Origin of the sequence: Gillisia sp. CAL575 (assembly GCF_000403785.1) — a bacterium.
In the GTDB taxonomy this organism is placed as follows: domain Bacteria; phylum Bacteroidota; class Bacteroidia; order Flavobacteriales; family Flavobacteriaceae; genus Gillisia.
Window position 1 is genome coordinate 62,662 of record NZ_APHJ01000031.1, and the last position, 20,512, is coordinate 83,173.

Consider the following 20,512-nt stretch of genomic DNA (forward strand, 5'->3'; position numbering starts at 1 on the left):
AAACTATTATGAAACTTGTATTCGCCACTCACAATAAGAATAAACTTAAGGAAGTACAGGCCTTATTTCCCAAAAATATCACCCTGCTCTCTTTAGATGATATTGGATGCTTTGAGGAAATTCCTGAAACAGCCGATACATTAGATGGAAATGCCATTTTAAAAGCAAATTTTGTGAAAGAGCATTACCAAATGGATTGTTTTGCAGACGATACAGGATTAGTAGTAAAATCTCTTCATGGAGAACCTGGAGTATTTTCAGCAAGATATGCTGGAGAGCAAAAAGACAACGAAGCGAACATAGAGAAGCTTCTTTCTAATCTAGAGGACAAAGATAATCGTGAAGCCAGATTTAAAACTGTGATTGCATTAAATCTAAACGACCATCAACATTTATTCATGGGTATTTGCACTGGCCATATTTTAAAAGAAAAAAAGGGAGAACACGGTTTTGGTTACGATGCTGTTTTTCAGCCAGATAATTCTAATAAATCATTTGCCGAAATGGAATTAAGTGAGAAATCTAAAATAAGTCATCGAGGTAAAGCACTACAATATCTTATAGATTATCTAGCTAAATAGTTGTTTATTATTCATTTAAGAATTTTTGTGTAAGCTGTAAAGGAAATCGTACCTTTGCAACTTATTAAAATTTTATATGAATAAATTTGAACAATTAGGATTAAATCCTGCCATACTTAAAGCTGTTGAGGAAATGGGCTTTACAGAGCCGAGTGAGGTACAGGAAAAAGCGATTCCAATTTTATTGCAAGAAGACACCGATATGGTAGCACTTGCCCAAACAGGTACAGGAAAAACCGCCGCTTTTGGTTTTCCACTCATCCACAAGATCAACGCACAAAGTAAGCATACACAAGGATTGATTCTTTCCCCTACCAGGGAATTGTGTTTACAAATTACCAATGAGCTAAAAAATTATGCGAAGTTCACACCAGGATTAAATACAGTAGCTATTTATGGTGGAGCAAGCATTACAGATCAAGCTCAGCAAATTCGTCGTGGTGCACAAGTAATTGTTGCAACTCCAGGAAGAATGCAGGACATGATTAAGCGTAAGTTGGTTGATATTTCAAAAATTGAATACTGCATCCTTGATGAAGCAGATGAAATGTTGAATATGGGATTCTTTGAAGATATTACAAATATCTTATCTCATACCCCAGTTGAAAAAAACACATGGTTGTTTTCTGCTACAATGCCTAGAGAGGTAGCAACGATCGCTAAAAAATTCATGCGTGACCCAATAGAGATTACCGTTGGAAACAAGAATGAAAGTACTTCTAATGTTTCTCATGAGTATTATTTAGTAAACACTCGCGATAGATATGCCGCTTTAAGGAGATTAGCAGATGCTAATCCTGAAATTTTCTCTGTGATCTTTTGTAGAACAAAGAGAGATACTCAAAAAGTAGCTGAAAATTTGGTTGAGGATGGTTATAACGCTGCAGCACTACACGGAGATCTAAGTCAGAATCAACGTGATATGGTAATGAAGAGTTTTAGAAACCGTCAGATCCAAATGTTGGTTGCAACAGATGTTGCTGCTCGTGGAATTGATGTAGATGATATTACTCACGTTATCAATTACCAATTACCTGATGAACCAGAGATTTACACACACCGAAGTGGAAGAACTGGTAGAGCTGGGAAAACTGGTATCTCCATGGTTATTGTTTCTAAAAGTGAACTTAGAAAGATCAAGAGTATAGAGCGTATTATTAAGAAAAACTTTGAACAAAAAGAAATTCCAGATGGAATGAAAATTTGTGAAGTTCAGCTTTTTCACCTTGCTAACGATATTAAGAATACTACGATAAATCATGACATAGATCCTTATCTACCAAGTATAGAAGAGGTTTTGGAAGGTTTAACTAAGGAAGAGATCATCAAAAAGGTATTTTCTGTAGAGTTTACAAGATTCTTCAACCATTATAAGAATGCAGCAGATCTTAACTCAAAAGTATCTAACTCTAGAGATAGAGATAGCGCTTCTGGAGGATCTTACGGCGGAGACAGCACACGCTATTTCATAAACGTAGGATCTAAAGATGATTTCGATTGGATGTCTTTAAAGGATTATTTAAAAGAGACTTTAGACCTTGGAAGAGATGATGTTTCTAGAGTAGATGTTAAAGAGAGTTTTTCTTTCTTCAACACTAGCTCAGAAATGGCTGAAAAAGTAATAGCTACTTTCGAAAATGTACAGCATCAAGGAAGAAGTGTAAATGTAGAAGTTTCTCAAGACACTGGTCGCAGTGGCGGAAGAAGATCTTCTGGCGGTGGAGATCGCAATAGAAGTCGCGGTAAAAGCGGTGGAGATTTTAAATCTAAAAGAAGTGATAGTTCATCTGAATCTAGAGGAAGAAGATCTGATAAACCTTCTGAAGGTTCTAGCAGAAGAAGATCTAGTGATTCTGGAAATTCTAGCGAATCTTCAGGAAGAAGCGGAAGCAGAAAAAAGAACATCTCTAGTTCTGTAAATCGCAGAAAATCTAATAGATCATAATTAAATAATCATTGGGAGGAGTTTGGTATAGTTATTACTATACATTCCTCCCAATGTATTTTACTTTTATGAGGTTACTACCAATTCTTTCACTTTTCATTTTATTTTGTTCTGTAAGTGCTATACAAGCACAGGACATTGTTAGTGGTAAAGTTTTAAATGCTTCCAATGATCTTGCTTTGGAAAATGTAAATATCGTTAACCTTAATCAGGTTAAAGGAACTACAACCACTTCAGAAGGAGATTTTGAGATACAGGCAACTGTTAACGACACCCTTTATTTTTCTTATTTAGGATTTAGGACAATTCAGGTTCGTGTAACTAATGACTGGTTAAAATATGGGAGTGTAAAGGTAAAAATGACAGAACTTGGAATTGCTTTAGAAGAAGTTGTTGTTAGTCCCATTACACTTACTGGTTATCTAGAAATAGATGTTAAGAATATTCCTATTTATGATAACAGTAGATATAGTATTTCTGGCCTAAATTCTGGATATGAAGGAGGAAGTTCTTCTCCTGGAGCAGCAGCAAAAGCTTTGGGCGCTATATTTAATCCTGCAGATGCACTTTATAATCTCTTCGGAAATAAACCCAAACAGATGAAAAAGTTGCGTAAAATGAAGGAGAATGACGAAATACGAACGCTCTTACAAACAAAATTTGATAGACAAACTTTAGCAGCAGTATTACAGATTAGTTCTGTAGAGATTGAAGAAATTCTTGCAAGGTGTAATTACTCTAAAGATTTTATGCGTTCTGCTAATGATCTACAGATCTTAGATGCAATAAGTGGATGTTACGAAGAATACAAAGTGCTGAAGAGATAATTCAGATATCATAAAATATATTAACCGAAGTCGATACAAATTGACTTCGGTTTTTTTTATTCCTATCAAAATGTATTTCCAGAATCTTTCAGGAGGTTAGTGTTTTAATTCCAATAGTATTGAGATATAGTAAACATTCAAATTGCTACAAAAACAGATTTACTAATTAGTTACTTATTTGCAGACAACCATGTACTGGAAAAAACAGACCATAAGAATAAAAGGAGCCCGAAGTTGATCCTTAATTGACTTCAGTTTTGTCATGCTTATGCTCCAGCATCTTCTTAAGATTCTTTAATCCTAGCTCAAGATCATCCCCATACATTTTATCTACTGGCTGGAAAAGTGCAATTACCGAAAATGGGAAATTAAGACCTCCCCGTATTCCCCATACCATTTTAGTTTTATTCTGGTCTAACTCTTTTAATCCTTTATACTCAAGACAAATTAATTTTCCGGGCCTCAAGACAAGCACCCGAGTTTCCATAATTCGACCTTGATTAAGTTTAACTATTTTTTGGGTACCTTCAAAAAGTCTGTTGTTTTTTTTCCAATACAAAAGAGCTCCTGGTTTTCCATCGTCCCCATTAAACTTTAAGACTCCTTTATAATCTTCTTCAAACCAAGGCATCCAATGATGTTGTTTTTTTAATTGTCTTACTAAATTATATACATCCTCCTTAGAACGGTTGATTACGAGTGTTCTACTAATATCAAATTCTTTTTTTGCCATAGCATGCAAGAATGCTATAAAAGTGATAATAGCAATAAGAATATAAAAAAATAGGGTCATGTAGGTTTTCTATAATTATCTAAAACTTAAAAATATTAATCATTTTCAAATCTTTTAACCAATTGATCAAAGTTTTTAAAACTTTTTCTCAACCATTCAAATTTAACCTCATTTTTTTCATAATCACTCAATTCCCAAGAAATTTTACTTTTTCTTAGTTTAGAGGTGAGTTCCTGCAAGATAATTGCTGCTGAAACCGAGATATTTAAACTCTCTGTAAATCCAACCATTGGGATCCTTATACACTGGTCTGCATTGGAAAGAACTTCCTTAGAAAGTCCATCCTTTTCTGTTCCTAGAAAAAGAGCTGATGGTTTTGTAATATCGAAATCTGATAATTCAATAGCTTCTGCATTGGGAGAAGTAGCAATGATTTGGTAACCTTCTTCCCGTAGTTTGCTTATACATTTTAAACTATCGTCATGCCTGTTTAGGGTTACCCATTTTTGTGCGCCCATTGCGATCTCACGATCTATCTTCTTCACTTTTTGCTCCTCGATCACATGCACATTCTGAACACCGAAAACATCGCAACTTCTAATTACAGCACTAGTATTATGTAATTGATAAACATCCTCTGTAACCACCGTAAAATGATTGGTGCGCCGTTCTATTACTTTATTGAACAAATCCTTTCGCTCTGGAGTGAGCATGTCTTCTAAAAATGTCAAAAATTCTATACTTGCCATTCAATCAACTATTTGATATTTTTTATTTGAAGGTAATTAAAAACCTTGTGAATATTTTCTGGGATTTTACCCTCAATGAAAAAATAAAAAAGACCGATCTAAAAAATTAATTTTAAATCGGTCAATATTTTTAAAAATGTATAATTGAATACCCGTTTTTTGTCATAATAAATTGTCTCGTCACACTGAATTTATTTCAGGGTCTCATTATATTTTATTAATTAATATTCTCATGAGATTCTGAAACAAGTTCAGAATGACGTCCTTTATCAGTTTATGATACTTTACGGATAATCAATATATAGACTTCTTATTTTTCAAACTGTTTTAAAGTTTTAACAATAATAGATACACAGTCCAACAATTCCTCTTCTGTCATCACCAATGGTGGAGCAAAACGAATGATATTCCCATGGGTTGGTTTTGCTAAAAGACCATTATCTCTGAGTGCCATACAAATATCCCAAGCAGTAGAACTATCTTCAGAATCATTAATAACGATTGCATTTAGCAAACCTCTTCCTCTTACCAAGTTAACAAGATCACTTTGCTCAATATATTTATTCAATTCACTTCTAAAAAGATTACCAAGTTTTCTTGCATTCTGAATAAGGTTTTCATCTTTCACCACATCTAATGCAGCAATGGCTACTGCTCCAGCAACAGGATTACCTCCAAAAGTAGAACCATGTTGTCCCGGTTGGATCACATTCATCACCTCATCATCTGCAAGTACGGCAGAAACTGGATAATTCCCTCCAGAAAGCGCCTTTCCTAAGATTAAAAGATCTGGTCTTATATAAGTTTCTTGTCTTTCACAATGATTTTGACAGTCACAATTCCCACATACAGCTAATAAACCACCAGTACGGGCAATTCCTGTTTGGATCTCATCTGCAATAAAAAGAGCATTGTGTGCTTTACACAAATCTCTAGCTTGCCTCAAGTAATCGTCTGCTGGAGTAAATACTCCTGCTTCTCCTTGAATTGGCTCTACTAAAAATCCAGCTATATTATCGTTATTCTCTAAAGCTTCTTTTAAAGCATTAATATCATTATATGGAATCTTAATAAACCCAGGAGTATAAGGTCCAAAATTCTTACGCGCGTTCTCATCATTAGAAAAAGAGATTACGGTTGTTGTTCTTCCATGGAAGTTATTTTCACAAACAATTATCTGTGCTTTCTTCTCCTCTACTCCTTTCCTTTCATATGCCCATTTTCTGGCTATCTTAATTGCAGTTTCTACCGCTTCAGCACCAGTATTCATTGGAAGTACTTTATCGAATTTAAAATACTCTGTAATGTATTTCTCGTAAGGTCCTAAGATATCGTTATGAAAAGCTCTTGAAGTAAGAGATAAAGTTGATGCTTGATCGTGCATTGCTTTTACGATCTTTGGATGACAATGTCCTTGGTTCACTGCAGAATATGCCGAAAGAAAATCATAATATTGTTTGCCCTCTACATCCCAAACGTGCACTCCTTTTCCTTTACTCAACACTACCGGTAATGGATGGTAGTTATGAGCTCCGTGTTTTTCTTCCATTTTAATTGCCTGATCTGAAGCTGTTACTTTTTCTAAATGCATATTCTGTGTTTTAAATAATTTATTATAACAATTCCTTCTTTCTTTGGTAATTTGTTGAAAAACGGAGAGAAATCAACCAAAAATTCAACGAGCGCAAATTACTAAATGTTATCTGAAATTTATAATGGGAGCAGTAAAAAATCTTCACAATTATCCTATTTTTGCGCCATGGGAAGAAAGAAAAGAAATCTGGTATTTGAAGAATTAGAAATTTTAGATGCCGGTGCTAAAGGAAAAAGCATTGCAAAAGCTCCAGACGGAAAAGTTGTATTTATAAACAATGCTGTTCCAGGAGATATTGCAGATATACGAACTACCAAAAAGAAAAAGTCTTTTTACGAAGGGACTGCAACTAAATTTCATAAACTTTCAGATAAACGTGTAGAGCCTGTTTGTCAACATTTTGGAACCTGTGGTGGTTGTAAATGGCAACATATGGGCTATGAGCATCAGTTATTCTACAAGCAACAGGAAATCACCAATAATTTACAGCGTTTAGGTAAAATTGAATTACCAGAAATTGACCCAATTTTAGGAAGTAAAGAAATCTACTTTTATAGAAATAAAATGGAGTTCTCTTTTAGTGATAGTAGATGGTTAACTCTAGACGAGATTAATAGCGAAAAGGATTTTGAAGATAAGAATGCTTTAGGATTTCATATTCCAGGAATGTGGGATAAGATTTTAGACATTAAAAAGTGCCATTTACAGGAAGATCCAAGTAACGCCATAAGAAATCATGTGAAGGAATTCTCCATTGCTAATGATATTCCATTTTTCAATACTAGAAACCAATATGGATTATTAAGAACACTTATGATTCGTACCTCTTCTACCGGTGAGATCATGGTGGTGTTACAATTATTTGCTGAAGACAAAGAAAAGAGAACTTTATTATTAGATAGCCTAGCTGAAAAATTCCCTGAGATCACTTCCCTTCAATATGTAATTAATGGTAAAGGAAACGATACCATCTACGATCAAGAAGTGATTTGTTATAAAGGAGAAGATCATATTTTTGAAGAAATGGAAGGCTTGAAGTTCAAAATCAATGCAAAATCTTTCTATCAAACAAACTCCGCCCAAGCTTATGAATTATATAAAGTAACAAGAGATTTCGCTGGACTTACAGGAAATGAGTTGGTATATGATCTTTATACAGGAACGGGAACCATAGCACAATTTGTTGCTAAAAAAGCGAAAAAAGTTGTGGGTATAGAAGCTGTTCCAGTTGCTATTGAAGATGCAAAAGAGAATGCCAAGCGAAATAATATAGAGAATACAGAGTTCTATGCAGGAGATATGAGAAAGGTATTCACACAAAACTTTATTAATGAACACGGGCATCCAGATGTTATAATTACAGATCCACCAAGAGATGGAATGCACAAGGATGTAGTTGCTCAAATAATTGGTATCTTGCCGCAACGAATTGTGTACGTTAGTTGTAATTCGGCTACACAGGCTCGGGATCTGGCACTTTTAGATGAACATTATAAAGTAACTAGAGTTCGCCCTGTAGATATGTTTCCACAAACCTTTCATGTAGAGAACGTAGTATGTTTGGAAAAAAGATAAATTTTGAAAATAGCAGCAGATTGATCTTTGGATTGATCTTGATGTTAATACTGAATCTGGGATGTCAACGAGATGATATTTGTGCAGAATCTACCGTAATCACTCCGCTCTTAAAGATCTCATTTTTTGATGCGGAAGCAGGAAATGACTCAATCGCTAAACCTGTTTCTAATTTAAGTATTAAGGCAGTGGGTGACACTGTAAATTTTCCAATTCTATCAAATCCTTCAGAAATAAGTATTCCGTTGAGAACTGATGTAGATTTTACTTCTTACGAATTTATCTTGGATGCTAGTGATGATGACGATGCTACTTCCGAAGAAAATACTGATATCGTTGATTTTACCTATGCAAGAAATCAGGAATATCTTAATAGAGCTTGTAGTTTTAGAGTAACTTATATTGACTTGAAAGCTAAAGTTCAAACGGAAACTCCAGCTACAAATAAATGGATAAAAAGAATCGAAGTAGATCAATCAACTGTAGAAGATGAAACAACAACACATATCTCTATTTTTCATTAGCATTTTTTGCCTTTTGGGAATAGAAAGTTCCAAGGCGCAAACTGCTACAGATACCATTAATTATAAAGAACGATATGGGCTGCGCGTAGGTATAGATCTAAGCAAACCTTTACGAACCTTATTGCAGGATGAATACAGCGGATTAGAACTTTTAGGAGATTACAGGATCTACAAAGATTATTATTTGGCTGCAGAAGTTGGAAATGAGCAAATGGATATTTTTGAAGAAAATCTAAATGTTAGTGCCAAAGGAAGCTACATAAAACTGGGTGCTGACTATAATGCGTATGAAAACTGGTCGGGAATGGAAAATGCTATAGTTATCGGGCTTCGTTACGGATTTTCAACGTTTTCACAGACTTTAGAAAGTTATGCTATTGCTACTCAAACCCCTTATTTTGGAACTGATATTATTACCACACCACAAGAGAGCAAAGGACTTACCGGCAGTTGGGTAGAACTTATTGCAGGTATTAAAGTAGAATTATTTCAGAATTTATATTTAGGAGCCAACGTGCAACTTAAAAGACAAATTTCTGAAACCACTCCTTCCAATATGGAAAATCTATATGTTCCCGGATTTGGAGTGACCAATGATTTTAGTGATTTTGGAGTGGGCTACAGTTATAATATCTCTTATCTCATCCCGCTTTATAAGAAAGCGAAGGATTAATTTTCTTATATAATTCTCATTCCAATATATGTCATCCTGAATTTATTTTAGGATCTACCATGAAACAGATGTTATATTCTCAAACTAAACATTTGTTTTAATGAGAGATCCCTCCTTAAGTCGGGATGACATTGTGATGTAACTGTCATTCTGAAGGAAACCAAGTGTACTGAAGAATCTCTCGTTAACAAAAGAGATCCTTAGAAAGGTTCAGGATGACACTATAATTTTCACATTGAGCTTATCGATAAGTGCTTTAAATCTATATGTATTAAATGATGTGATTTCTCGACTCCGCTCGAAAGGACAACTGTGTGTGTCATTCTGAAAGTATTGAAACGCATTGAAGAATCTCAACGGAATAAGATCCATCCTAATTAAAGATCCCTCCTTAAGTCGGGATGACACTGACTTGTCACATTGAGCATGTCGAATTGTTTTAGATGTCTATCCCTCTTCCTGATCTCTCAATTTATGCAGTTTCTTAGTTCCGGCATAAATATCATATTTCAGCAATTTAGATTCTAATGCACCATTGAACATTTTGATCTTTCTGGAAGGTCGCAATCCCACATGTTTAATAGCTTCTAGGTTGGAAGTAATAAACCATGCCGCGGTATCTGGGTAGCTTTGTTTTAAGGTATCACCTATTTCCTTATAAAATACAGGCATATCAATGTCCAATCTTTCCCCGTAAGGTGGATTGAAAACCATATGCAAATGTCTTTCGCTAGTTTTAGTGCTCTCAAAGAAATTTTGTTGCTTTACCTGAATGAATTCAGCAAGATTAGCATTTTCAACATTATCTATTGCCTTGGTAACAGCAGAAGGTGCTTTATCATATCCTGTGATAGTAAAATGAAATTCACGTACTTTCTTCAGCACAGATTCTTCTACCTTTTCAAAAAGATCTACATCCCAATCTTTCCATTTTTCGAAAGCAAATTCTTTTCTATTTAAATTCGGAGGAATATTACAAGCTATCATCGCAGCTTCTATCAAAATAGTACCACTCCCGCACATAGGATCCATAAAATCACTTTGTCCATCCCAACCAGAAAATAACAACATTCCGGCTGCCAGAACTTCGTTTATTGGAGCGATGTTGGTTGCGGTTTTATAGCCACGTTTATGTAATGATTGTCCAGAGCTGTCTAGAGAAACATTACAGTAATTATGCTCTATATGTATGTTTATTCTTAGGGTTGGAAAATCAAGATCTACATCTGGTCTTGAGCCAAATTTCTCTCTAAATCTATCTACAACCGCATCTTTTGTTTTCTGAGCTATATATTTAGAATGGGTAAATTGTTCAGAATGAACAGTAGCATCTATTGCCAAAGTATCATTAACATTCATAAAATCTTCCCATGCAATTTTCTTGATCTCATTATAAAGATCCTCTTCTGAAGAAATCCTGAAAGATTTAAAAGGTTTTAAGATCTTAATGGCTGTACGCAAACAAAGATTTGCTTTATACATAAAACCCTTATCTCCAGTAAACTGAACATTTCTTACACCTTCTTTAATATTCATTGCGCCTAGATTACGCAATTCCTTTGCTAATATAGGTTCAAAGCCAAAAAGTGTTTTGGCAACCATTTCAAAATTATTATCCATTCCCATCATTTCTTAAACGGCAAAAATACATTATTTTTGTGCGATATGACAATTACATGTTGATCTGAATAGCCGTTTTTAAAGGAATATTTAGAATGAATAATATTCAACTTGTTATACCAATCTAGAGACATAATTTATTAAATGATTTATATTCTGCCACTCTTATCGGTTCTAATTGGTTTTTTTATAGCCTTATTTTTAAAACCGAATTCCTCTGTAGCTTTTAAACTATTGCTTTCTTTTAGTGGAGCTTATCTATTATCTGTAACTGTTTTTGAATTGCTTCCGGACGTCTATGGTTCTGGGGAAGCTCAAATTGGCGTATTTATTATGTTAGGATTACTGCTTCAGATTGTTCTGGAGTTTTTGTCCAAAGGAGCAGAACACGGACATATTCATCACGAGGGCAATGCGGCTCATTTCCCTATTTTATTGTTGATTAGTTTAGGAATCCATTCTTTACTCGAAGGTTTTCCGCTGAATACTTCAGAGCATTTATTATATGGGGTCGTAATACATAAGATTCCGGTAGCTGCAATTTTATCTGCTTTCTTATTACAATCTAACATCGGAAAATTTAAAGTCGCTTTGTTTTTAATGCTCTTCGCTTTCATGACTCCTTTGGGAAGTTGGATGTCGGCTAATTTTGAAATACTTAATGAATACACTACTTATATAAGTGCTGTAGTGATTGGGATCTTTCTGCATGTTTCAACCACTATTATTTTTGAAGCTTCAAAAACACACACTTTTAATGCCTCTAAATTAGCAGTGATAGTTGCTGGAATATTATTGGCCTATTTATTATAAAATGTTTAACAAGGAAGACTCAAAAAAAATACGCGAGGAATTCTGGACCAGCTTTGGAAAAAGTTATCCTCATAAATGGGTGCTTTATAATACAGGTATTAAGGAAGTGCAATTAAAGTTTACTTTCAATACAGATTTCGCACAAGTTTCTTTAGACATATTCAGTATAGATGAGGTGATCCAAGAATATTATTTCGAAAAAATCTATGCTTTAAAAACTATTCTAAAAGAAGAATATTTACAGAATATAGCGATTGAAGATCACTATCTCTTACCAGAAGGTAAGGAAGTATCTAAATTTTATCTGCAATTAGATTCGGTGAATATCCATAACAAAAATCACTGGCCACAGGTTTTTGAATTTCTGAATAACAATATGGAAAAGTTAGAAGCGTTTTTTGTAGAGTATAAAGATTATATAGAAGAATAATCTGAATTTATCTTATAAAATTATAGAATAATCAATATTTTGTTGATATATTTACCAATAATCATGAATTAATTTCAACATTACTTCCTTATTTATGAAAAAAGTGTAAATTTATTTATCCTTTTCAAAAATTTACTATGAAACATCTTGCTCTTCTTTTTGTTTTAGCATTCCTATTATATAGTTGTGAAACTTCGGAACCAGCACAAGACGTTCCTATCGTGGAAGTTGTAGATGATACTGCCATCGACGTAGAAAACGAGGAAGAAACAGAGGAAGAGGACCGATGGGCAAATTTTGTATATACTACAATTACAATTAAACCTTATTATTATCCAAACTCAGAAATTGAATATTATTATAATGAATATGACCGTCTGGCTTCAAAAATTGTTGAAGGAGATAGACTTGTTTTTTTCTATTCTGAAGCCGCGCATGATAGAATAGATACCATTACCGGGCAAAGACTTGCAGATAGCGCCTATAGAAAACATCTACTATTCGCAATTGATTCAGATAAAACGGAATTTAAATTAGAAAATACAGATTTTAGCGCTGCTTCCTCAAAATATGGATTATTCGCGTTCTTCCCAGATAGCGGATACCACGAAATTACTAATGGTTTTATTGAAGGCATCAAAATCAGCGAGACAGAATGGGAAATAACTACTAATATAACATGGACCATCCCAGCGAATGAGTTTCATGGAGAAGATCTCGATTACGAATTTCAACTCTCCTCCAACTTTATTCCAGAGCCAGAAGAATAGAGTTTTCAAACTCAATTCTCTTATAAATCTCACTAAATAACTCGCATTTTCAAGTATCTTTGCAGGCATTATTTAGCCTATGAGTTTTACTTTACTTTCCTCTCCCTTACAAGGATTTACAGATTTCCGATTTAGGAATGCTTTCCATCACTATTTTGGTGGAATAGACACCTTTTACGCGCCATATATTCGCTTAGATGGGAAGATGATGGTAAAAAACTCCTATCAACGGGATCTTCTTCCAGAACACAATAATACTTTAGAGGTAATTCCGCAGGTGATCACTAGCGATGCAGATGAATTCTTATTTGTAGCTAAGTACGTACAGGAATTAGGATACAAGGAACTCAACTGGAATTTAGGTTGCCCGTATCCTATGGTAACCAAACGAGGAATGGGTTCTGGCTTGATCTGTCATCCTGCGAAAATTGACCATATTTTAGATCGAGCACATTCTGAAACAGATATTCTGGTTTCTATGAAAATGAGAATGGGTTATGAAAACAGCAATGAGATCTTAGAGGCCTTTCCTATTTTGGATAAATATCCTTTGAAGAATATTGCTATTCACGCACGCATAGGAAAGCAACTTTACAAAGGTGGCGTAGATCTGGACGCATTTGAGCGCTGTATTACTAGCACAAAACATAAGTTATACTATAACGGTGATGTTACTAGTGTTGAAACCTTTAAGAATATGCAGGAACGTTTTACGAGCATCGATCATTTTATGATTGGTCGCGGCCTTATTTCAGATCCCTTTTTGCCAAGTATGATAAAGAAAGACACAACAGAATATCCAAAAGACCGCTGGAAGATCTTCAGTGAATTTCATGATACAATTTATGAGCAGTACGATGCTGCACTGTCTGGCCCTACTCCTATCAAGATGAAAATGCAAGGATTTTGGAGCTACTTTTCAGAATCCTTCAGCAATCCGCAGAAGACCTTTAAAAAAATAAAAAAAGCAAATAATCCCAAAGCTTACAAACTAGCTGTTTCAGAAATATTAAAAAGCGCACAATAAGCTATCTTTGTAGGCACTATTTAAAATGCTATTTTGAAAGACCTTTTACTTCTTACTCCACCATTTACTCAATTAAATACGCCATACCCTGCTACGTCCTATTTAAAAGGTTTCCTGAATACCAAAAGTATTTCTTCCTATCAAATGGATCTTGGAATAGAAGTGATCCTCGAGCTATTTTCAGAAGATACTTTTAGCGAATTATTCGAGATCGCTTATCAAAATGATAGTATTCAATCTGAAAATTGTGAACGCATCTATGCTTTAAAAGATGCATATTTACAACCATTAAATGAAGTTATCCGTTTTCTACAAGGCAAGAATAATACCTTGGCCAGACAAATTTGCACTGATAACTTTTTACCTCGCGCTTCCAGATTCGATCAGTTAGACGATATGGATTGGGCATTTGGATCTATGGGAATGCAAGATAAAGCAAAGCATTTAGCTACCTTATATTTGGAAGATCTTTCAGATTTCATTGTGGAATGCATTGACGATAATTTTGGATTCAGCAGATATGCCGAACGACTTGGGCAAAGTGCCAATTCGTTTGATGAACTTTACGAGGAACTACAAGAAGACACCACTTTAATAGATCTTATTACACTAGAGATCCTTAATGATCAGCTAAAAATCACACAGCCTAAATTGGTATGTATCTCTGTTCCTTTTCCCGGAAATCTTTATAGTGCTTTAAGATGTGGGCAATTCATAAAGGAGAATTATCCCGATATCAAGATAGCGATGGGTGGTGGGTTTCCGAATACAGAATTAAGATCTGTTTCTGATACCCGTGTTTTCGAGTTTTTAGACTATATCACTTTAGATGATGGGGAATTGCCAATTGAGCTTTTAGCTGAAGCTGTTTGTTCTAATGATAAATCTGAAGCATCCACTTTTAAAAGAACGTTTATTCTGGAAGATGGAAAAGTGGTTTATAAAAATGACACTTTAAAAGCAGATTATAAACAAATTGATCTTGGAACTCCAGATTATTCAGACCTATTATTAGAAGATTATATCTCTGTAATAGAGATCGCGAATCCTATGCACAGTTTATGGAGCGATGGGCGTTGGAATAAGCTTACCATGGCTCACGGCTGTTATTGGGGTAAATGTACTTTTTGTGACATTTCTCTGGATTATATTAAGATCTATGAGCCTATTGCTGCCAAAATATTGGTAGATAGAATGGAACAACTTATTGAGCAAACTGGAGAAAACGGATTCCATTTTGTAGATGAAGCTGCACCACCTGCTTTAATGAAGGCTTTGGCTTTAGAAATTATAAAGCGAAAGCTGACAGTAACCTGGTGGACCAATATTAGGTTTGAAAAGAATTTTACTAAAGATCTTTGCTTATTGCTGAAGGCATCCGGGTGTATTGCAATTTCCGGCGGACTTGAAGTAGCATCAGACAGGTTATTGAAATTGATAGATAAAGGTGTTACGGTATCTCAGGTAGCACAAGTAACTCAAAATCTTACCGAAGCCAATATTATGGTGCATTCTTACCTAATGTACGGGTACCCAACGCAGACTGTTCAGGAAACTGTAGACAGTTTAGAAATGGTTAGGCAATTATTTGAAATGGGAATTATCCAATCTGGTTTCTGGCATCAGTTCGCTTTGACAGCACACAGCCCGGTGGGATTGAATCCTTCAGAATATGGAATAACGCCCAATTATAAGAACATCACTTTTGCAAATAATGATGTAGATTTTAAGGATCATACGGGAATAGATCATTCCAAATTCAGCTTCGGACTCAAGAAATCTCTTTTCAATTTTATGCATGGAATCGGATTCGAACTTTCACTTCAGGAATGGTTCGATTTTAAAATTCCGAAGACACAAATCGATCCTTATTTTATTGAAGAATGTTTAGAAACAGATCCTAATTTCAATGTAAAGCCTTCAGCAAAAATAGTTTGGTTAGGAGCGCTACCGATAGTTTCTGAACAAGTAAAAACGAAAAGAGGTGTTACAAGACATCAGTTGGCATTTACTTTTCATAGCAATTTAAGTAGTTTTCAGATTGTTTTAGAAAAAGAACCCGGAGAATGGTTACTTAGAAACTTGCAATTGTTACAACCACAAAATGAAAAGCTACGCTCTTTTTCTGATCTAAAAAAAGATTTTGAAATGGAAATGGAAGATTTTGAACTCTTTTGGTTCTCTAAACCGTTACTACTTTTAAAAGCAAACGGATTACTAATTTTGTAATCAAAAATTTTGTGTTATAATCTAATAGATATTCGCATAAACCTCTTTAAATCATTTATTTATAGTATTTTAACTCTATATATAAATGATTATGGAGCAGGTTAGACTTTTCCCATTTGAACATCACGATGTTTTGCAAATTGGCATCGCATTTAAGTATAATGCTGAATTAAAATCCCATTTAAAAAAACTAGAAATAATTAAATGGACTCAAACTCATTCTTGTTATTACGTAGAGTTTGTTCAGAAAAATAAAGAAATTCTATATCGTCATCTTCAGAAATACGACTGTGAAATCGATTATTCTGAGTTACAATCTTATACCATTAGCTCTAGGATTGATGATGACTTAAAAGAATTCAGTTCTTATCTTGAAGGAAAAAGATATAGTAAAAGTACTATTGGTACTTATTGCAGCTTTATCCATAAGCTTTTAAAATTTCAGCAAAAACCAATTTCAGAATATACTAATAGAGATGTAGAATTATTTATAGAAAAGGAGATTGCTCAGCAAGGATATTCAATAAGTACGCATAGGCAGTGTATAAGCGCGTTGAAGCAGTTCGAAAAATTACATAAATTAGATGCTTTGAATGTGGATGATATTGATAGACCAAACAAGAGTAAATATTTGCCTGTGGTGCTTTCTAAGGAGGAGGTTATAGATATTTTTAGAGCTACCAGAAACTTAAAGCATCGTACTTTGCTCATTCTAATTTATTCTTCGGGTTTACGCATTGGGGAAGCTTTAAGTTTAAAATTGCGAGATATTGATGTGGACCGCAGGCAGATCTATGTGCGAAATGGAAAGGGTAGAAAAGACAGGCATGTGGTCATGGCGGAAGCTTTTGTTCCCCTACTTTATAATTATCTTACCAGCTATAAGCCGGAGAAATTATTTGTTGAAGGCAAAGATGGCGAGGAATATAGCGCCTCTTCTGTGAGAAGTTTTTTAAAACTTGCGTGTAGTCGGGCAAGGATCAAGAAACATGTTACACCACACACCTTGCGTCATTCTTATGCCACACACATGTTGGAAAATGGGATTGATCTAAGGCACATTCAGGCATTATTAGGGCATTCCCGTCCAGAAACGACGATGATCTATACACATGTGACTCAGCATGATTTGCTGAAGATCAAGAGTCCATTGGACGTAGCTTTAAAGCAATTATCCGAATCCGATAAAAACCCTGAAAACCTACGTTTATCCCGGAATATTTTCGATTAAAAGTGTATATTCGATTTGATATAACACGTTGCCAGTAATACCAAAATCATATGAACATAAAAATTATATTTCAATTAAGTTTACTTTTATATTTTTCCTATTCTTTCGGGCAAGAAACTACTACTCCATATGTATTATCGACTAATACGCCAAATTGTATTATTAATAACGTCACAGTTGATAATAATTCAACAAAAATAATGATGACCTATTGGAAAACAAAATCTGACGCATATCAAGCTTGGGTCTCTTTTAGTTCAAACACCTTTATTATCGATACAAAAACAAATGAACGGTTTCAAATAAAATCCTTACACAATTTGCAAGGTAGATTGGAATTGAATCAAAGATATTCTACTAAAGGACGTAAAGGAAAAGTTGGTGAGAAAAACACAACTATTTATGTTTTTGGTTTTGAATTTCCTCCTTTACCTTCAGGAGTTGAAAATATTGACATCGTAGAAGAAATAAATGGAGAGTACGGTTTTGTCTGGCGAGGAATAAAAATTAATAATCCAGATAAAAGCATTTCATCAAATTGGAATGAAAACAAAATAAAAACTTATTGGAACAGTAATGGAATTGATCCAATTGAGGGGATTTACGAAAATACTGTTTCAAGTCAAACTCAATCTAAATATAAAATAGCAATTAAAAAAAATGGACAAAATTACGAGGCTATTTATTTAGATGGTGCAGACAATTCAAAATGGAACGAAGGAGATATTAAAGCACTAATTACAACAACTGCTTCGCCAAATATATATGCAACTGATTGGTATATGTCAAATAAAGTTCTCAACGAAAACGTATATACGTCTTTTGAACCTGGTATAATGAGACTAATTTGGACTGATAATAGTCCAGAATCATTATATCTTAAATTATATCCGACAAATAGTGACGAATTAAATATTTCAAATTCAACCAAATCTTCAGGAACTGGGTTTGCTTTATCGTCAAATGGATATATAGTTACAAATTATCATGTAACAAATGGGGCTAAAAAAATTACAGTAAAAGGAATCAAAGGAGATTTTTTTAAATCTTTTAATGCTAAAGTAATAATAGAAGACAAAAATAACGACTTATCAATAATTAAAATTGAAGATCCTAAATTCACAACTCTTGGTATAATACCTTATAAAATTGACAACAATACTTCTGATGTTGGAAATTCAGTGTATGCTCTAGGATATCCACTTCGAGCAACAATGGGAGATGAAGTAAAGTTAACAAATGGAATTATTAGTTCAAAAACCGGATTTCAAGGAGACATTACAAGTTATCAAACTAGCGTTCCAGTCCAATCAGGAAACAGTGGTGGACCATTATTTGACTCGAGAGGTAATGTAATTGCAATAATAAACGCAAAACATCTTGATGCAGAAAATGCATCATATGCTATCAAAACTAGCTATTTGAATAATTTAATTCAGTCAATGAATAATAGGCCAACTCTTTCAACAAATAACCAATTATCATCAGAACTTTCTGAACAAGTTAAATTTATAAAGGAATTTATTTATATAATTGAGATAAATTGAACCAAAGTACTACTGGCAACATCGGTTAAGCGCAAATAGCGGGCATTCTGGTGAAAAGTATTATTTTAGAGACCAAGTAAAAAACAACAAAGCCGACAAGGACGCGTCCCTACTCCACCCTACTTGCCTTAACCAAGACCGTTGCCATTTATTGCGAAAAAACTGAAATTTATGAGCAAGTTGATAACCAATAAGAATCTTACAATTATAAATTTCGTGATTGTAACTTATTTCATTTTACTCTATCTATTAAGTAATTATAAAATAGATTCTATCCTAATTGGCTTTTTTGTAGAATCGTTAACTATTCCATTCTTAATTTCACAAGTGTTTTTTTTATTCCTTGGAATTAAACATTTGATAGAGAAAAATGATCGATATTATCCACTAATCTTAAGTCTAATATTATTAATAATTTGTTCTATGCTAACAATAGGAAGTGTTTTTAAAGAGAGAATTTAAAAACTATTGCGGAATTATACATCGGAAGAAATAATCAAGTTTTCGGAATGAAAACCAAACGAAATATTTAGCCAGTTTGCTGATTAAAAAAAATTAAAAGCTGATCTGTACTCTAAAAAAACTTTGACGGAATTTATCACCCAAAATAGAATAGAAAAATATTATTGCATAAATATTCTCCGAATTTACCCGAGATCTGAAAAAAGAAATTTAAAAACATAATTTGAACTAAGAAAAGCAACAAAGGGCAACATCGGTTAAGCGCAAATAGCGGGCTTAGTCGAAAAAGTGCTATTTTAGACATCAAGTAAAAAACAACAAAGCCGACAAGAACGCGTCCCTACTCCACGCTACTTGCCTTAACCAAGACCGTTGCAACGCATAGCTCGGAAACGAAATCCCGTAAAGAACATAATTAAAGTTTAGATTCATAATAAACCAATCTTTCGCAACTGTTGCGCTGACTTTTTCAAGATTATAGAAAAAACATAAATCACTCAACTCTGAGTTTATTAATCAGAATTTTAAAAGATGAAAAGTATAAAAATTTAAGGAGCTTAAAATCACTTCGCGGACTTTTACTCAGACGTGAAAAAAGTAAATGAATAATAAGATTAAAGAACAAAAAAAATTAAAATGCAGTGTGTGGTCTATTTCTCTAGAGCGAAAAATGTAAGATATGAAAGTCTTTAAATTTAAAACGCTGACTTTTACTCGGGCGTGAAAAACGCAAAAAAAGAATGCCTTTAGATTTATAACACTGACTTTCACTCAGACGTGAAAAATTACATATTTCATACTTACTCGGATGTATCACTACGCGGTGCAACATCGGTTAATCGCAAATAGCTGGCATTTGATTAAAAAGTGATATTTTAGACATCAAGTAACAAAATAACTAAGCCGACAAGAACGCTTCCCTACTCCAAGCTACTTGCATTAACCAAGACCGTTGTAAACAAGAGCTCCACAAAAACCTGAGTTCAATAACTTAACGCAACAAATCATAACTTTAGATTTGTTGTATGGAACCAAAAAAACACCGGCGATTATCACATCAAGAAAGGGTAATTATCCAGACTCTTTTAGAAGAAAATAGACCTAAATCTTTCATAGCAGAGAAGCTCGGAAGAACCCGATCTACCATCACCAGAGAAGTCAATAAATGGGTAACTAAACCCA

General features: G+C 34.1%; 18 protein-coding genes. 14 read left to right on the forward strand and 4 right to left on the reverse strand.

Features of this window, described 5'->3' with window-relative positions:
• The first annotated feature begins 8 nt into the window (after nt 1–8).
• The 3 genes from I130_RS11375 to I130_RS11385 all read left to right on the forward strand — a co-directional run bounded on the left by I130_RS11375 (nt 9) and on the right by I130_RS11385 (nt 3,353).
• Nucleotides 9–581, forward strand: coding sequence for a non-canonical purine NTP diphosphatase (locus I130_RS11375; RefSeq protein WP_034923102.1), 573 nt, complete (start codon nt 9–11; stop codon nt 579–581).
• Between the two features lie 76 nt (nt 582–657).
• Nucleotides 658–2,526 (forward strand): DEAD/DEAH box helicase, encoded by a 1,869-nt coding sequence (locus I130_RS11380; protein ID WP_034923104.1) that lies wholly within the window; start codon nt 658–660, stop codon nt 2,524–2,526.
• A 68-nt stretch (nt 2,527–2,594) separates the two neighbouring features.
• The gene (locus I130_RS11385; protein WP_034923152.1) at nt 2,595–3,353 is read left to right on the forward strand and encodes a carboxypeptidase-like regulatory domain-containing protein; all 759 of its coding nucleotides are present in this window, start codon (nt 2,595–2,597) and stop codon (nt 3,351–3,353) included.
• Nucleotides 3,354–3,594: 241 nt separating this feature from the next.
• On the opposite strand, the gene I130_RS11390 is transcribed toward I130_RS11385, so the two are convergent.
• The 3 genes from I130_RS11390 to rocD form a co-directional block, all read right to left on the reverse strand.
• Complete coding sequence (locus tag I130_RS11390; protein WP_034923106.1) at nt 3,595–4,146, reverse strand: SRPBCC family protein; 552 nt, start codon at nt 4,144–4,146, stop codon at nt 3,595–3,597.
• Between the two features lie 35 nt (nt 4,147–4,181).
• Nucleotides 4,182–4,835 carry a TrmH family RNA methyltransferase gene (locus I130_RS11395; protein ID WP_034923108.1) on the reverse strand — a complete coding sequence of 218 codons (654 nt, stop codon included), beginning with the start codon at nt 4,833–4,835 and terminating at the stop codon, nt 4,182–4,184.
• A 310-nt stretch (nt 4,836–5,145) separates the two neighbouring features.
• Entirely contained in the window at nt 5,146–6,426 is a 1,281-nt protein-coding gene (gene rocD / locus I130_RS11400) for an ornithine--oxo-acid transaminase (protein ID WP_034923110.1), read from the reverse strand.
• Nucleotides 6,427–6,594: 168 nt separating this feature from the next.
• Here rocD and rlmD point away from each other — a divergent pair, with 168 nt between their 5' ends.
• Genes rlmD through I130_RS11415 form a run of 3 tightly spaced genes read left to right on the forward strand, consistent with a single transcriptional unit; the run spans nt 6,595 to nt 9,201 of the window.
• Complete coding sequence (gene rlmD, locus I130_RS11405) at nt 6,595–8,004, forward strand: 23S rRNA (uracil(1939)-C(5))-methyltransferase RlmD (RefSeq protein ID WP_034923112.1); 1,410 nt, start codon at nt 6,595–6,597, stop codon at nt 8,002–8,004.
• Nucleotides 7,986–8,528: a DUF6452 family protein gene (locus tag I130_RS11410; protein WP_051119696.1), complete on the forward strand. Its 543-nt coding sequence runs from the start codon at nt 7,986–7,988 to the stop codon at nt 8,526–8,528. The genes rlmD and I130_RS11410 overlap by 19 nt, the downstream gene beginning before the upstream one ends.
• Nucleotides 8,494–9,201 (forward strand): DUF6048 family protein, encoded by a 708-nt coding sequence (locus I130_RS11415; RefSeq protein ID WP_034923115.1) that lies wholly within the window; start codon nt 8,494–8,496, stop codon nt 9,199–9,201. Before I130_RS11410 ends, I130_RS11415 begins: the two co-directional genes overlap by 35 nt.
• A gap of 447 nt (nt 9,202–9,648) precedes the next feature.
• Here the strand turns inward: I130_RS11415 and I130_RS11420 are convergent, their stop codons facing one another.
• The gene (locus tag I130_RS11420; protein WP_034923156.1) at nt 9,649–10,821 is read right to left on the reverse strand and encodes a class I SAM-dependent RNA methyltransferase; all 1,173 of its coding nucleotides are present in this window, start codon (nt 10,819–10,821) and stop codon (nt 9,649–9,651) included.
• Between the two features lie 144 nt (nt 10,822–10,965).
• On the opposite strand from I130_RS11420, the gene I130_RS11425 reads away from it, so the two are divergent.
• From I130_RS11425 to I130_RS17000, 8 genes are all read left to right on the forward strand, one after another.
• Complete coding sequence (locus I130_RS11425) at nt 10,966–11,634, forward strand: ZIP family metal transporter (protein ID WP_034923117.1); 669 nt, start codon at nt 10,966–10,968, stop codon at nt 11,632–11,634.
• Between the two features lies 1 nt (nt 11,635).
• Entirely contained in the window at nt 11,636–12,064 is a 429-nt protein-coding gene (locus tag I130_RS11430; RefSeq protein ID WP_034923119.1) for a DUF4268 domain-containing protein, read from the forward strand.
• A 137-nt stretch (nt 12,065–12,201) separates the two neighbouring features.
• Entirely contained in the window at nt 12,202–12,834 is a 633-nt protein-coding gene (locus I130_RS11435) for a hypothetical protein (RefSeq protein WP_034923121.1), read from the forward strand.
• 79 nt (nt 12,835–12,913) lie between these two features.
• Nucleotides 12,914–13,861 (forward strand): tRNA dihydrouridine synthase, encoded by a 948-nt coding sequence (locus I130_RS11440; protein WP_034923123.1) that lies wholly within the window; start codon nt 12,914–12,916, stop codon nt 13,859–13,861.
• A 33-nt stretch (nt 13,862–13,894) separates the two neighbouring features.
• Nucleotides 13,895–16,090, forward strand: coding sequence for a B12-binding domain-containing radical SAM protein (locus I130_RS11445; RefSeq protein ID WP_034923125.1), 2,196 nt, complete (start codon nt 13,895–13,897; stop codon nt 16,088–16,090).
• 91 nt (nt 16,091–16,181) lie between these two features.
• Nucleotides 16,182–17,321 (forward strand): site-specific tyrosine recombinase/integron integrase, encoded by a 1,140-nt coding sequence (xerA, locus tag I130_RS11450; RefSeq protein WP_034923158.1) that lies wholly within the window; start codon nt 16,182–16,184, stop codon nt 17,319–17,321.
• A gap of 50 nt (nt 17,322–17,371) precedes the next feature.
• Complete coding sequence (locus I130_RS16290) at nt 17,372–18,868, forward strand: S1C family serine protease (RefSeq protein WP_051119697.1); 1,497 nt, start codon at nt 17,372–17,374, stop codon at nt 18,866–18,868.
• 1,487 nt (nt 18,869–20,355) lie between these two features.
• A partial coding sequence (locus I130_RS17000) for a helix-turn-helix domain-containing protein (protein ID WP_157480450.1) occupies nt 20,356–20,512 on the forward strand: 157 nt, incomplete at its 3' end.